The organism is Nocardia brasiliensis (assembly GCF_042691675.1).
In the GTDB taxonomy this organism is placed as follows: domain Bacteria; phylum Actinomycetota; class Actinomycetes; order Mycobacteriales; family Mycobacteriaceae; genus Nocardia; species Nocardia brasiliensis_D.
Window position 1 is genome coordinate 7,373,257 of record NZ_CP170507.1, and the last position, 14,218, is coordinate 7,387,474.

The 14,218-nt window shown below is 67.0% G+C and carries 13 protein-coding genes; 7 read left to right on the forward strand and 6 right to left on the reverse strand.

Features of this window, described 5'->3' with window-relative positions; translation table 11 throughout:
• Window positions 1-5 precede the first annotated feature (5 nt).
• Window positions 6-1,085 carry a redox-regulated ATPase YchF gene (ychF, locus tag ACFK0J_RS33980; protein WP_378733796.1) on the reverse strand — a complete coding sequence of 360 codons (1,080 nt, stop codon included), beginning with the start codon at window positions 1,083-1,085 and terminating at the stop codon, window positions 6-8.
• A 387-nt stretch (window positions 1,086-1,472) separates the two neighbouring features.
• A complete protein-coding gene (locus ACFK0J_RS33985; protein WP_378733797.1) occupies window positions 1,473-2,396 on the reverse strand; it encodes a zinc-binding alcohol dehydrogenase family protein in 924 nt (307 codons plus the stop codon).
• Window positions 2,397-3,114: 718 nt separating this feature from the next.
• On the opposite strand from ACFK0J_RS33985, the gene ACFK0J_RS33990 reads away from it, so the two are divergent.
• The 3 genes from ACFK0J_RS33990 (at window position 3,115) to ACFK0J_RS34000 (ending at window position 5,282) form a co-directional block, all read left to right on the forward strand.
• Entirely contained in the window at window positions 3,115-3,951 is an 837-nt protein-coding gene (locus ACFK0J_RS33990; protein ID WP_378733798.1) for a helix-turn-helix domain-containing protein, read from the forward strand.
• 10 nt (window positions 3,952-3,961) lie between these two features.
• Window positions 3,962-4,384: a VOC family protein gene (locus ACFK0J_RS33995; RefSeq protein WP_378733799.1), complete on the forward strand. Its 423-nt coding sequence runs from the start codon at window positions 3,962-3,964 to the stop codon at window positions 4,382-4,384.
• Between the two features lie 337 nt (window positions 4,385-4,721).
• Window positions 4,722-5,282: a TIGR03086 family metal-binding protein gene (locus ACFK0J_RS34000; protein ID WP_378733800.1), complete on the forward strand. Its 561-nt coding sequence runs from the start codon at window positions 4,722-4,724 to the stop codon at window positions 5,280-5,282.
• 3 nt (window positions 5,283-5,285) lie between these two features.
• On the opposite strand, the gene ACFK0J_RS34005 is transcribed toward ACFK0J_RS34000, so the two are convergent.
• The 3 genes from ACFK0J_RS34005 to ACFK0J_RS34015 are packed head-to-tail and all read right to left on the reverse strand — an operon-like array spanning window position 5,286 to window position 8,352.
• Complete coding sequence (locus ACFK0J_RS34005; protein ID WP_378733801.1) at window positions 5,286-6,137, reverse strand: carbohydrate ABC transporter permease; 852 nt, start codon at window positions 6,135-6,137, stop codon at window positions 5,286-5,288.
• Complete coding sequence (locus ACFK0J_RS34010) at window positions 6,134-7,009, reverse strand: carbohydrate ABC transporter permease (RefSeq protein ID WP_378743234.1); 876 nt, start codon at window positions 7,007-7,009, stop codon at window positions 6,134-6,136. Before ACFK0J_RS34010 ends, ACFK0J_RS34005 begins: the two co-directional genes overlap by 4 nt.
• Window positions 7,010-7,068: 59 nt before the next feature.
• Window positions 7,069-8,352 carry an ABC transporter substrate-binding protein gene (locus ACFK0J_RS34015; RefSeq protein WP_378733802.1) on the reverse strand — a complete coding sequence of 428 codons (1,284 nt, stop codon included), beginning with the start codon at window positions 8,350-8,352 and terminating at the stop codon, window positions 7,069-7,071.
• A 384-nt stretch (window positions 8,353-8,736) separates the two neighbouring features.
• Here ACFK0J_RS34015 and ACFK0J_RS34020 point away from each other — a divergent pair, with 384 nt between their 5' ends.
• From ACFK0J_RS34020 to ACFK0J_RS34035, 4 genes are all read left to right on the forward strand, one after another.
• Window positions 8,737-11,031: a carbon starvation CstA family protein gene (locus ACFK0J_RS34020; RefSeq protein ID WP_378733803.1), complete on the forward strand. Its 2,295-nt coding sequence runs from the start codon at window positions 8,737-8,739 to the stop codon at window positions 11,029-11,031.
• Window positions 11,032-11,087: 56 nt separating this feature from the next.
• Window positions 11,088-11,291 carry a YbdD/YjiX family protein gene (locus tag ACFK0J_RS34025; protein WP_378743236.1) on the forward strand — a complete coding sequence of 68 codons (204 nt, stop codon included), beginning with the start codon at window positions 11,088-11,090 and terminating at the stop codon, window positions 11,289-11,291.
• Window positions 11,292-11,405: 114 nt separating this feature from the next.
• Window positions 11,406-13,025 carry a DNA-3-methyladenine glycosylase 2 family protein gene (locus ACFK0J_RS34030; RefSeq protein ID WP_378733804.1) on the forward strand — a complete coding sequence of 540 codons (1,620 nt, stop codon included), beginning with the start codon at window positions 11,406-11,408 and terminating at the stop codon, window positions 13,023-13,025.
• Window positions 13,022-13,597 carry a methylated-DNA--[protein]-cysteine S-methyltransferase gene (locus ACFK0J_RS34035; protein ID WP_378733805.1) on the forward strand — a complete coding sequence of 192 codons (576 nt, stop codon included), beginning with the start codon at window positions 13,022-13,024 and terminating at the stop codon, window positions 13,595-13,597. Before ACFK0J_RS34030 ends, ACFK0J_RS34035 begins: the two co-directional genes overlap by 4 nt.
• Here ACFK0J_RS34035 and ACFK0J_RS34040 read toward each other — a convergent pair.
• Window positions 13,586-14,209 carry a helix-turn-helix domain-containing protein gene (locus tag ACFK0J_RS34040; RefSeq protein ID WP_378733807.1) on the reverse strand — a complete coding sequence of 208 codons (624 nt, stop codon included), beginning with the start codon at window positions 14,207-14,209 and terminating at the stop codon, window positions 13,586-13,588. The genes ACFK0J_RS34035 and ACFK0J_RS34040 overlap by 12 nt on opposite strands.
• Window positions 14,210-14,218: the final 9 nt, after the last annotated feature.

Sequence of the window (14,218 nt, forward strand, 5' to 3'; positions counted from 1 at the left end):
GGCCCTTAGACGTTGAAACGGAATTCGACTACGTCGCCGTCGTGCATTACGTAGTCCTTGCCTTCCATGCGGACCTTGCCTGCGGACTTGGCGGCGGCCATGGAGCCGGCTTCTACCAGGTCGGTGAAGGCTACTACTTCGGCCTTGATGAAACCGCGTTCGAAGTCGGTGTGGATTACGCCTGCGGCCTTGGGGGCGGTGTCGCCTTGGTGGATTGTCCAGGCGCGGGCCTCTTTCGGGCCTGCGGTGAGGTAGGTCTGCAGGCCGAGGGTGTGGAAGCCGGCGCGGGCGAGGGCGTGCAGGCCGGGTTCGGTCTGGCCGATGGATTCGAGGAGTTCGAGGGCGGATTCGTCGTCGAGTTCGAGGAGTTCGGCTTCGACCTTGGCGTCGAGGAAGACCGCATCCGCCGGGGCGACAGCGGCTTTCAGCTCGGCGACCTTGGCCTCGTCGGTGAGTACCGACTCGTCGGCGTTGAAGACGTAGAGGAACGGCTTGGTGGTGAGCAGCGAAAGTTCTTTCAGCAGTTCGGCATCCACCTTGTTGCCCGCGGCGAACAGGGTGGTGCCGCTGTTCAGGATTTCCTGCGCGACCTTCGCGGCGTCGGCGACCGGCTTGCGGTCCTTCTTGACCTTGGCTTCCTTCTCCAGGCGCACGACCGCCTTCTCCAGCGTCTGCAGGTCGGCGAGGATGAGCTCGGTCTCGATCACCTCGATGTCAGCGGCGGGGTCGACGCGGCCGTCGACGTGCACCACGTCGTCGTCGGCGAAGACGCGGACCACCTGGCAGATGGCGTCGGCTTCGCGGATGTTGGCGAGGAACTTGTTGCCGAGGCCGGCGCCCTCGGAGGCGCCCTTGACGATGCCCGCGATGTCGACGAAGGACACGACGGCGGGCACGATGCGCTCGGAGTTGAAGATTTCGGCCAGCGTGTTCAGCCGCGGATCGGGCAGCGGAACCACGCCGACGTTCGGCTCGATGGTCGCGAACGGGTAGTTCGCGGCCAGCACGTCGTTCTTGGTCAGCGCGTTGAAGAGCGTCGACTTTCCGACGTTGGGCAGGCCGACGATTCCGAGGGTGAGACTCACGAGAAGTGGAGTCTACGCGGCAGGCGCGGTCCCCCAACCCGCGCCCGTCCGCAGCCACCGGATATGCGGGGCCGGTCGAGCTGCGACCGCCACCAGCTGCCGAACCAATGGGCTCGAATGCAACGCCAGCTCACCGGTGACCAGCCTCACTGCGGGCTACTGAACGAGCCGACACGGTGCAGCCCGAGCGAGCCTTGCCACGACCTACCGGGCCAGAGACGCCGAAACCCGTCGTCCCAGCCCGACAGTCGGCCACTCGCCCATCGATCTCGCAGAGCGTCCACACGCCTCACAAGGTCTACACCTCCTGTGAGGCGCAGGACGCCTCTGTGAGATCGATTCGGGTGACAACCGGTGCGGTCGCCAGCTGTGAGCCGCCGTCGGTGATCAGGGGATCAGGACGACCTTGCCTTGGTTGCCATGCTCCTCGATCACCATGTGCGCCTTGACAGCCTCATCGAGCGCGAATTCCTCGTGGACCGCGGGCCGAAGCTGGCCCGAGGCGACGTACTGCCACAGTTCCTGCCGCCACTGCTCGTACAGGGCGGGCAGGCCCTTCGCGATCCGCGCCATCTGGAAGCCGATGACCGACTTGGCGCCGACGAGCAGGTCGTACGCCTGGATGGTGCCGCCGCCGGAGCTGTAGGCGACCAATCGTCCGCCGGGTGCGAGGGCGGCGATGGCGGGGCCGAGCAGGTCGCCGCCGACCGCGTCGAGCGCGTAGTCGACGGGTTCACCCCACGATTCCTGCCTGTACTCGATCACCTCGTCCGCGCCGAGTCCGCGCACGAAATCAGCCTTGGCCAGATCCGAGACCGCACCGACCACTCGCGAAGCGCCACGCACCCGCGCAAGCTGCACCGCGAGATGCCCCACCCCGCTGGCCGCGGCGGTGATGAGTGCCGACTCGCCGTCCTTCGGGTTCGCGGCATCGAGGGCACCCAGTGCGACCAAACCGCTGCGCACGAGCGCGACCGCGTCCACGGCGGACGCGCCGTCGGGAATCGAGGACGCCATCGCCACCGACAGCAGCGCGTAGTCGGCGTATCCGTGCCCGAAGACCAGCCCGGTCACTCGGTACCCCGGCGCGTATCCGGTGACGCCCTCGCCGACCGCGACCACCTCGCCCGCGACCTCGCCACCCAGCGCGATCGGGTCGCGCTGCTCGCGCACCTTCCGCACCACCGGCAGGGTCACTCCGATCGCCTCGACCCGGACCAGAAGTTCACCGGGGCCGGGCGTCGGCACCTCAGCCGACACGACCTCGAGCACCTCAGGACCACCGCTGCGCTCGTATTGGACCCGCCGCATCACACCTCCACAAATCGTCAGAAGCCGCAACGGTAACCAGTGGCCCAAGTGGGCCCCAACCCAATTCCGAACCCAAGTGCTCCATCTCACCGCCCGCCGGACCCACCCCTACCCGACCGGGACGTACCCCGACGCCCCCGAACCCCCTCCGCCAGGCCCCGTCTCCGACGGCACCGAGCCCAAAGCGCCAAGCCTCCGCGCACCAACGGGACATGGCAGCGGCATAGTGCGAGAACCGACACCATCACGTCCCGTTCGAGAACTTCGGAGCCGGGCTCGATGAGTTCTAGAGAGCCCAACAGGACATCGCTCCGGCATCGCCCGAGAACCTGCCCCCTCATGTCCCGTTCGACGCCCCCGCCCCCCGGGCTCGGCGAGTCCTTGAGAAGCCAACGGGACATGGCAGCGGCATAGTGCGAGAACCGACACCGTCATGTCCCCAGCCCCGGGGTCGGGGTGTCGAACGGGACATCGCCGAGGCATCGCCCGAGGACCGGCACCATCATGTCCCGATCGCGAACCCCAGCGACCGGCTCGGGGAGTCGTAGAGAGCCCAAGGGGACATGGCCGTGGCGTTGTCCGGGATCCGGCTACCGTCATGCCCGTTCGCCGACGCCAGCTTCTGGGTGCCCGGAGTTCAGCTAGTACGGCGGGGTGGGTCAGGGCGAGAGGTGGCATTCGCCTTGCGGTAGCCAGGGCGCGGCGTAGCGTGACCGGTATGCAGCCGAGCACCGAAGTGGTGACGGCGCGGCCGGCCCCGATGCTCGCGCCGTTCATCGATCACTACGTGGGTTACCGCATGGCGGGATATGCGGCAGGTCTGCATCGCGGGCTGCCGTCGGCGCACATGACCTTCGTCATCAGCATCGGGCCGCCCATCGACGTTGTCGCGCAAACGAATCCGCGACAGTCCCCACAGGACTACCGCTGTTCGCTCGGCGGGTTACAGGCGAACTCGGCACTCATCTCGCATGAGGGCTACCAGGAGGGTGTGGCGGTCGCACTGACGCCACTGGGCAGCCGAGCGCTGTTCGGCGTGCCCGCGGCGGCGCTGTGGGATACGTCGGTGGAATGCGCCGATGTCGTCGGCCCGGTGGGCAGCGAACTGTGGGAACAGTTGCAGGAGTTGCCCGCTTGGCCGGAACGTTTCGCAGCCTGCGATCGGATCCTGAGCCGGATGGCCTGCCCGGATCACGTGGTCGGCCCCGAGCTGACCTGGGCGTGGCGCACGCTGGTCCAATCCGGCGGGACGCTGTCGATCGGACGGCTGGGCGAGGAAATCGGCTGGAGCAGACAGCATCTCGCGCGCCGGTTCAACAACGAATTCGGCTCGAGCCCGAAACTGGCGGCCCGGATCATCCGCTTCGAGCGGGCCCGACGGATGCTGGAACACACCCCCTCGTACGTGTCCATCGCCCAGGTCGCCGCCGCCTGCGGCTACTACGACCAAGCCCATCTGAACCGAGACTTCGCCGAACTCGCGGGCACCAGCCCGACGACCTGGCTGGCCGAGGAAGTTCCATCCGTCCAAGACCCCGCGGGGTCCGCCGGGTGACGCTGAAGGCATGACGAATCCAGCAACCACCGAAACCACCACCCGCACCGCCGTCTGGCCGACTATGGCCTTCCGCGACGGGCGGGCCATGGCCTCCTTCCTCGTCGAGGCGTTCGGCTTCCGGCAGACCGCGCTCTACGCCCGCGAGGACGACCCGTCGATCATCGAACACGGCGAAATGCGCTGGCCGCTCGGCGGGGGCATCATGTTCGGCACCTCGTGCAAGGACGCGGGCCCATTCGGCGAACGCACACCGGGCCACGACTCGGTCTACGTGGTCTGCGAGGACCCAGACGCCTTGTTCGCCCAAGCCACCGCCGCGGGCGCCGAGGTAGTCCGCGGCTTGCGCGACGAGGATTACGGCTCACGCGGTTTCATCGTCCGCGACCCCGAGGGAAACCTCTGGAGCTTCGGCACCTACTGGGGCGAATAGCCCTGCGCACAACATAGTTCGCGTTCGTGACGGCCTGACGGTACCGGGCCCCGTTGGGCCGCTCACGCGCGAGCGTCGCGAGACATCCCCTACGCCGACTCCGGCCACGGGCCACCCGCACGCCAGTCGTGCGCCACACATGCCGGTCAAGCACCCACCCACACCGGGTCACGCACCACTCCCGCACGCCCGACCATGCCCCACCCGCACGCCCGACCACGCCCACCCCAGCCGCGCGCCACACGACTACGCGTCACCTGCGGACCGGCGCGAACTCGGCCGCAAAGCGCGACCAACGTATATAGACGCACGAACGATCGCGCGCTTAAATTGGAGCATGAATATCTCCGAACTAGACGCCCGTGCACTGCATGATCTGGTGCCAATCGTCGAAGCACTGACCGACGCCGATCTGGCGGCCCCGACTCCCTGCACCGGGTGGCAGGTGCGGGACCTGCTGCAGCACATGAACTCTGAGCACGAGGCGGTGTCCGAACTGCTACTGACCGAGCCAGCGGTGCTCGACGAGGATCCCCGAAAAGCCTTCGGGCAGGTGATTTCCCGCTGGATCACCGCTACCGGCTCCGCCCTGGCCGAAGGCCGGGCGATCAGGGTGCCGAAGTTCGGCGCGGAATTTTCGGCCGAGTCCCTTCTGTCGATCCACTTCGCCGACATGCTGGTGCACCGCTGGGATATCGCGAAAGCCTTGGGCGTCGACCCCGACCTGCCCAAGAACTTGGTCGACGTAGCGTTGCCCATCGCACTGTCGATACCCGATACCGGCCCGCTGCGCGGCGTCAACGGCTATGCGCAGGCTGTCCCTGTCCCCGACTCGGCCGCACCCACCGATCGACTCGTCGCCGCCCTCGGCCGCTCCCCCAACTGGCAACGCCCCTAACGTTCAACGGCCGCCGAGTCCGGACATAGCGATACCGCGAACGAACGCACGCTGAGCTACCGCGTACACCACGAGCAGCGGTAGCAGAAGGATCATCGAAGCGGCCATGAGGATCGGCCATTGAGTGTGATACTGCCCTTGTAGACGTACTAATCCCAGTGTGGCGGTGGCGATCTCATTGCGCTGAATCATGACGAGCGGCCACAGAAAGTCGTTCCAGACGGTGATCCAGGTGAGGACGGCGAGCACCATCAGGGCGGGGCGGGTGTGCGGCAGCAGAACTCGCCAGTAGACCTGCCAGGTAGAGCAGCCGTCCAGAATGGCTGCCTCCTCCAATTCCATTGGCAGGGTGTAGAAGAACTGCCGCATCAGATAGGTACCGAAGGCGCTGCCGAACAGGCCGGGCACGATCATCGCCCACGGCGTATCCACCCAACCGAGCGCCCGCATCAACAGGAACTGCGGGATCACCGTCACGGTCAGCGGCACCATCAGCGTGCCGAGATAGGCGACGAACAGCACCTCGCGCCCGCGAAACCGCAAGCGTGCGAACGCATATCCGGCCAGCGAGCAGAAGAACACCTGGCCTGCGGTGACGCACACCGCGTACACCGCGGTATTGATCAGCATCCGCCCGAGCGGCAGCAGATCGAAGACCAGGCCGTAGTTGGACCACTGCGGACTCGCCGGAAGAAACGTTTGCTCGGCAATCTCCCCGCTCCGCTTCAACGACCCGGACAGTGCCCACAGAATCGGCGCCAACGCACACCACGCGATCCCGATCAGCACCGCATAGATCCCGATCCCCCGCAGCACCCGCCGCACGATCGCCCGTTCCGCCCTGCCGGTGTTCACAGGTCAACAGCCTCGCGCCGGGCAAACCGCAACTGCACCACGGTGAGCACCAACAAGATCGCGAAGATCACCCACGCCAATGCCGATGCGTACCCGACCTCGTAGAAACCGAAGGCGTGCTGGAACAACATGATTCCCAGCAGATAGGTGCCGGTCTCCGGCCCCCCATTACTCCCGGTGAGCGCGTACACCTGATCGAACGCCTGCACCGAATTGATGATGGTGATCACGAAGACGAACGACAGTGGCCCACGGATCAGCGGCAGCGTGATCGCCGAAAACCGCCGCAGCGCACCGGCTCCGTCGATCTTCGCCGCCTCGTACAGCGGCTCCGGCACCCCCTGCATCGCGGCCAGCAGGATGACCGTCGCGAATGGCACGCTCTTCCACACCGTCACCACACTCAGCGAGACCAACGCCAAATCCGGATCGGTCAACCACGGCACCGGCCCCGCACCGAACCAGCCCAACCCGGTATCGAGCACCCCGTCGTCGGTGAAGATGAACCGCCACACCACCGCCATCGCCACCGTGGAGGCAACCAGCGGCAGAAACGCCACCGTCCGAAAGATCCCGATACCGGCCAACTTCCGATTCAACGCCGCGGCGATCCCCAACCCGATCACCACCGTCGGCACCAGCGTGAGCACGGTGAACACCGCACTGTTCCGCAACGCGATGAGAAACAGCGGATCCGCCCCCACCAACCGCCGATAGTTCTCCACCCCCACGAACCGCATCGGCCGGAACAAGTCCCACGAATAGAAACTCAGATACAACGAAAACCCCAACGGAAACAACAGAAAGACCCCCACCGCCGCCACATTCGGCGCCACGAACACCCACCCGGCCCGCTCCCGCTTCCGCGCCAACTGCCCCCGTTCGGCGCGCGGCACATCATCGTGAGCCCGCCTCCGCGGCCATGCGCCACTCACGGGACCAGGAGAGCGTCTAGGTCCGCGGTGAACTGACCGTTGAGGGAGGCCGCAGTGGCAGCGCCGCGGAGAACGCGGGTGGATCCGCGTTCGAGGAGGGCGGAAACTTTGCCCCAGGCGGGGGTGATCGGTAGCGGGCGGGAGCTGTCGGGACCGTCGGTGAAGACGTCGAGGTTTCGGATGTCATGGTGTGCGGCAGCGAAACCGGGTGAACTCATCGCGGATTTCAGCACCGGCACGAACAGCCCGGACGCGGCGATAATGGCCTGCCCCACCGGTCCGGTGGCGAATTTGACGAACTCCCAAGCCTGTTCGATGCGCGGACTGTTCGTCGCGATGGACAGCCCGGTACTGCCGACAGCGGTGATCGCACCGGGACCGCCATGCGGCCCGACAGGCAACACGGTGACGTCGATGGAAAGGTCATCCTGCCCCGCGAATTCCGAATACAGCCAATGCCCACCGAGCACCAACGCGGCCCGACCGCCGCGGAACAGATCGGGTCCCGAAATCGACAGCCGGTCAGCGACTTTCGGTGCCACCCGATGCCGCACCGCGAGATCGGCGTAGAACTGGAACCCTTCGGCGAACCTGGGATCACCGAGATTGGTCCTGACCGGCGCCACCGACGGCGTGAACCACTCCGCGCCGTTGTTCATGCCGAAGCAGGCGGCCGAGTAGTACGGCACCCAAGCGTCGGCGAAGCCCCACTGCCGGGTCCGCCCGGAACGGGTGAGCGTGCCTGCGGCATCGAGGAATTCGTCGAACGACCAGGCATCACGCCACCGAGCAGGCGGCGTCAGCCCCGCGTCGGCGAACAGGTCCCGGTTGTAATACAGAAACACCCCGGACCACTGTTCGGGTAGCGCGTACTGCCCACCGGCATAGGTGAAGGTGTCGTACAACGCCGGATAACTGTCCCGGCGCAAGGTTTCCGCGTACGCCGGTTCCCGATCGAGCAGGGTACGCAGATCCAGCAGCACGCCACGCTCGGCGAGCCCGGCATAGAGCAGCTCCCACGCCATGATCACATCCGGACACTTTCCGCCCGCGCAGTAGGTGAGCAGCTGCTGCTGCGGATCCGGACCGGACATGATGGTGCGAATCCTGATGTCCGGGTGCCGCTTCTGGAATTCCTCGATGATCCGCAGCCGCACCCGCGCCTCTTCCGGCCTGGCCTGGAAGAAGAAGGTCAGCTCGTCGTCGGCGGCCGCGCAGGCGGTCAGCACCGGGACAGCCAGCGCCGAGCCGAGCAGGGTGCGACGGCGAACCGGTGACACGAGCTCCTCCACGGTCGGCGGATGGATACGTGAACCTCGGCGTGCGGGTGCCGGGGAGTACCGACCGACAAATGCCCGAGCCAGCATGGCAGCATACGGATGGCAACATCGCCGGGCGAGGGAACACGCCCACTCGTCCGCGCGAACTCCGGACGCCGTGAACAACGGCCGACCGGGCAGCTGGCGTCCCGCGGGCCACCCATACCCGCCGCGCATGACGGATCCGGCCCCACTCGTAGGAACACACAGTGCGAGTCCTGGTGGCACCCGCGATCCGTATCCCAATGTTCAGACTTCACTAAGTCCGGCTCACACGCGCTTCAGTTCAGCTACGTTGTCAACGTTTCAGCAAGTCCAGCTCGATATCACGGGAGAGTAGTTCGCATGGCGACCATCGAATACCTCCGGACAGATCCCGACCTACCTCCCGTGGGTGTCGTGGACCGTTCGCCTATCACCCCTGCTAAGAAGGGGATTTTCGCCGGAATCGCCATTGTCGGCGCGATCGCCTGGGCGGTCATCGCCATCGCCCGCGGCGAGTCGGTCAACGCGGTGTGGATCGTGGTCGCGGCGGTGTGTACCTACGTGCTCGCCTACCAGTTCTATTCCAGGCTCATCGAACACAAGATCACCAAACCGCGCGACGACCAGGCAACACCTGCCGAGATCCTGGAAAACGGCAAGGACTACATGCCAATGGACCGGCGGGTGCTGTTCGGGCACCACTTCGCCGCCATCGCGGGCGCCGGGCCGCTCGTCGGACCCGTCCTCGCCGCCCAGATGGGATATCTGCCGGGCACGCTGTGGATCGTGTTCGGCGTCGTCTTCGCCGGGGCGGTGCAGGACTATCTGGTGCTGTGGGCCTCGACCCGCCGCCGTGGCCGCAGCCTGGGGCAGATGGCCCGCGACGAGCTCGGAGTGGTCGGCGGCGTCGCCGCCATCATCGCCGTGCTGGTGATCATGATGATCCTGCTCGCGGTGCTCGGCATCGTCGTGGTGAACGCGCTGGCCGCGACACCCGGCGCGGACGGCACGCTGCACGGCGGCAGCCCCTGGGGTGTGTTCTCCATCGCGATGACCATCCCGATCGCTCTGTTCATGGGCGTGTACCTGCGCTTCTTCCGCCCGGGCAAGGTCGGCGAGGTCTCGCTCATCGGGTTCGCGCTGCTGATGCTCGCCATCATCTCCGGTAACTGGGTCGCCGGATCCGGTTGGGGCCAGGACTGGTTCACGTTGTCCGGCACCACCATCGCGTGGTTCCTGATCGCCTACGGTTTCATCGCCTCGGTGCTGCCGGTCTGGCTGCTGCTCGCGCCGCGCGACTACCTGTCGACCTTCATGAAGATCGGCACCATCGTCCTGCTCGCCGTCGGCGTGCTGATCACCATGCCGGTGCTGAAGGCGCCCGCGGTCTCGCAGTTCGCGCACAGCGGTACCGGTCCGTCCTTCGCGGGCAGCCTGTTTCCGTTCCTGTTCATCACGATCGCGTGCGGCGCGCTTTCCGGATTCCACGCGCTGGTCTCCTCGGGCACCACGCCGAAACTGCTGGAGAAGCAGTCGCACGCCAGGATGATCGGCTACGGCGGCATGCTGATGGAATCGTTCGTCGCGGTCATGGCGATCATCACCGCCAGCATCATCGACCAGCACCTGTACTTCGCGATGAACGCCAGCGCCGGGCTCACCGGCGGCACCGCCGAGAAGGCAGCCAACTACACCAATAGCCTTGGCCTGGCCGGAGATCCGATCACCGCCGCCGATTTGGACCAGGCGGCCAAGGACGTCGGCGAGACCAGCATCGTGTCCCGCACCGGCGGCGCGCCGACGCTGGCCGTCGGCATGTCCGAGGTGCTGCACCGATTCCTCGGCGGCACCGGCCTCAAGGCGTTCTGGTACCACTTCGCGATCATGTTCGAGGCGCTGTTCATCCTCACCACGATCGACGCGGGCACCCGTGTCGCGCGGTTCATGCTGTCGGATTCGCTGGGCAACCTCGGCGGGCCCGCGAGCAAGTTCAAGGATCCGTCCTGGCGGCCGGGTGCGTGGCTGTGCTCGGCGATCGTGGTCGCCGCGTGGGGTTCGGTGCTGCTGATGGGTGTCACCGATCCGCTGGGCGGCATCTACACGCTGTATCCGTTGTTCGGCATCTCCAACCAGTTGCTCGCCGCCATCGCGCTCACCGTGGTGCTGACCATCGTGATCAAGAAGGGCCTGATCAAGTGGGCGTGGATTCCCGGCATCCCGCTGGTTTGGGATCTGACGGTGACGATGACGGCGTCCTGGCAGAAGATCTTCTCCGCCGACCCGAAGCTCGGCTACTGGAAGCAGCACAGCATCTACAGCGCCGCTCTCGACGCCGGAAAGGTGGTGGCGCCGGCCAAAACGGCGGAGGATATGGAGAAGGTGGTACGCAATACCTTCATCCAGGGCAGCCTGTCGATCGTCTTCGCGGTGCTGGTGCTGATCGTGGCGATAGTCGGCGTACTGGTCTGTGTGCGGGCCTGGCGAGCGGGTGGTGGGCCGAGCAGTGAAACCGCGGACGAGCCGTCGAAGATCTTCGCGCCGAAGGCCTTCTTCGCGACGCCGACCGAGAAGGAGGTGCAACGGGAATGGGACGCCCTGATCGAATCGGGGAAGGTCCGGGCACCGGGCGCCGCGCACGTGAAAGCGACGCATTGACCGTAAGTGCTGTCGCGCGGGACGGCCGGTCTGCTCGACCGGCCGTCCCGGGGCGCTTGGCTGCCGCTCGAAGTGCCTGTGCGACAGCGGTTCGCGCGGTCGGCTGGTGGTTCAACTCGATTCTCGGCGGGCAGGACTACCAGCGGTATGTCGCCCACCTGACGCGCAACCATCCCGGCAGCGAGATTCCGACGGAGCGCGAGTACTGGCGGCAGCGGCACGCGGAGGCGGACCGAAAGCCGGCGAACCGCTGCTGCTGAGGCACGGCAGGGCGGTGCGATGAGGGCGCCGCTCTGCCTGCCCCGGTGGCAGCTAGGAGGTTCGTGGCAGATTCCCGCTAGCAGAGTAGGTTCTTACCTGACATTGTGGTTGGCGTGACGATCACGGTGTTGGATTTCGAGCGGTGCTACCGGGCGGTATCGACCAAGGACTCCCGATTCGACGGGCAGTTCTTCACCGCCGTGCGGACCACCGGAATCTATTGCCGCCCTTCGTGTCCGGCGATCACGCCGAAACGGGCGAATGTGTCGTTCCTGCCGACGGCCGCGGCGGCACAGCAGGCGGGCTACCGGGCTTGCCGCCGGTGCCTGCCGGACGCGGCGCCCGGATCGCCGCTCTGGAACACCCGCGCCGACCTGGCCGCCCGTGCGATGAGGCTGATCGGCGACGGGGTGATCGAACGCGGCGGCGTGCCCGCGCTGGCCGCCACTCTCGGCTATTCACAGCGGCAGTTGACCCGCGTGCTCACCACCGAACTCGGTGCGGGTCCGCTGGCACTGGCCCGCGCACATCGCGCGCACACGGCGCGACTGCTGATCCAGACGACGGCAATGCCGATGTCGGACATCGCCTTCGCCGCCGGTTTCGCCAGCATCCGCCAGTTCAACGACACGGTGCGCGAGGTGTTCGCGGTCAGCCCGACCACCATGCGGGCCGAGGCACAGCGGGCGAAATCCCACGCGAACGGCCGCCCGGTGCCCGCCGTCAACGGTTCGCTGAGCCTGCGACTGCCCTACCGTGAGCCGCTCGATCGAACCTGGCTGGAATGGTTCCTCTCCTCGCATGTGGCACCCGGCATGGAGCTGTGGGAAAACCGCGCCTACACCAGGAATCTGCGGACCCCGCACGGTCATGCGACCACCCGGCTCAGCTTCCAGCGCGATCACGTGCGCGCCGAACTATCCCTGCACGACATGCGAGACCTGGCACCGACCGTGGCGCGCCTGCGCCACCTACTCGACCTCGATGCCGATCCGATCGGCATCGATGAAGCGCTGGGTGTCCCTCCGGGACAGCGGGTTTCGGCGCCGGAGCTGTCGGATCCGGATACCGTGCGACTGCCGGACGCGGGTGCGGGCTCACCGCCGGACGCCGAGACCGCGCTCGACCCGGTCAAGCGTCGGCAGCCGGTTCTCACGCCGGGCATTCGCGTGCCCGGCTGCCTCGACGGAGCGGAACTGTTGCTGCGCACCATGATCGGGCAGCAGATCTCGGTGTCGGCGGCGACGACGCACACCGCCCGGCTGGTCGAGGCGCTCGGCGACCGGGTCGACGGTCCGATTCCCCTGCTGTTCCCCACCCCCGCGGTGATCGCCGAACGCGGGGCCGAGGTGCTCACCGGCCCGACGCGGCGGATTCGCTCGATCATCGGCGCGGCCGAAGCGCTGGCCAGCGGCGAATTGGCGCTGCACCAGGGGCGCACCGCAGCCGACCTGCGTCGCGAGCTGCTCGCATTGGACGGCGTCGGTCCGTGGACGGCCGACTATGTCACCATGCGGCTGCTCGCCGACCCGGACATCCTGCTGAGCACCGATCTGGTGGTTCGCCAGGGTGCCGCGCTGCTCGGCGTCGATCTCACCGACACCTCCCGCTGGGCGCCGTGGCGCTCGTATCTGTCCATGCATCTGTGGAAGGCGGCGCTGACCGATCGCGCCGACCGATCCAAGACCGCCGCGGCAAAGGCCGCCTCCTCGAAAGCGAGTGCCGAAGCATGAACGCCCCCACGGTTGTTCGTGCGCCGAAGCGCCACATCGGCACCGGAACCGCGGATTTCGCGACTGTCGAGACGCCGATCGGCCCGTTCACCACCCTGGTCGACGCCGACAGCGTCGTACTGGCCTCCGGCTGGACCGCCGACGCGGAGAATCTGCGTACGCTGATCCACCCGACGTTGCGTCCGGCCGAACTGCGCCGACGGGATTCACTCGGCGAAGTCACCCGCGTCATCACGGCCTATCACGAAGGTGATCTCACCGCGATCGACGCCGTGCCGGTCCGTCAGCAGTCGGGCGAATTCCTTTCGCACGCTTGGGAAGTCCTGCGCAAGGTGCCCGCCGGAGCACCCATCACCTACACCGAGTACGCCGCCATCTCCGGCCGCCCGGACGCCACCCGTGCCGCGGCGAACGCCTGCGCGCGCAATGCGGCGGCGCTGTTCGTCCCCTGCCACCGCATCTTCCGGATCGGCGGCGCGCTCGGCGGTTTCCGCTGGGGGCTGCCGATCAAGCGTTGGCTGCTCGATCACGAAGGCGCGAACCCCACGCTACTCACGCCACTAGGGAAGTAGCTGTACCGCAAGCGAATCGGCGGCCCAGTCCGCCCACTCGTCCGCGGACCAGCCGCGCTCGTGGACCAGCAGGTGATAGGTCTCGGGGGCGAGCACGGCCAGCGCGATATCGGCGGCCCGCGCCGCGTCGATACCGCGACGTAGGGGCGTTTTCGCGGCCAGTGCCTCGGCGAGGCGCAGCTGTACCGTGTGCCGCTGGGCAATGTTCGTCCGCCACAATTCGGCGAGCTCCGGGTCGGTCGCCGCGGCCGATCGGATCACCTCGAGCAGTGGGCTGGCCCGCGCGAAAATCGTTGCCGCCGCGGCGACTTGCTGTCGGATCTGCTCGGCGGGCGCTGCCGCCACCGCTTCGGCGAACCATGGCCGGTCCAGGGTGGCGACCGGTTCGGTGTCACCGGCGATCTCGACGTCCAGCAGTTCGGACAGGATCGCGCGCTTGGTCGCGAAGGTGAAGTAAAGCGTCTGCACCGCCATGCCCGCTTCCTCGGCGATGGCTTTCATCGTCGTGGCCGTGTAGCCGCGGCTGGTGAACAGTTCCCGCGCGGCGGCGAGCATCTTCGCGCGGTTCGCCGTCGTCTTTGCCGCCCGTACACCGGTGTCCTTCCCACTCATGACCACCAC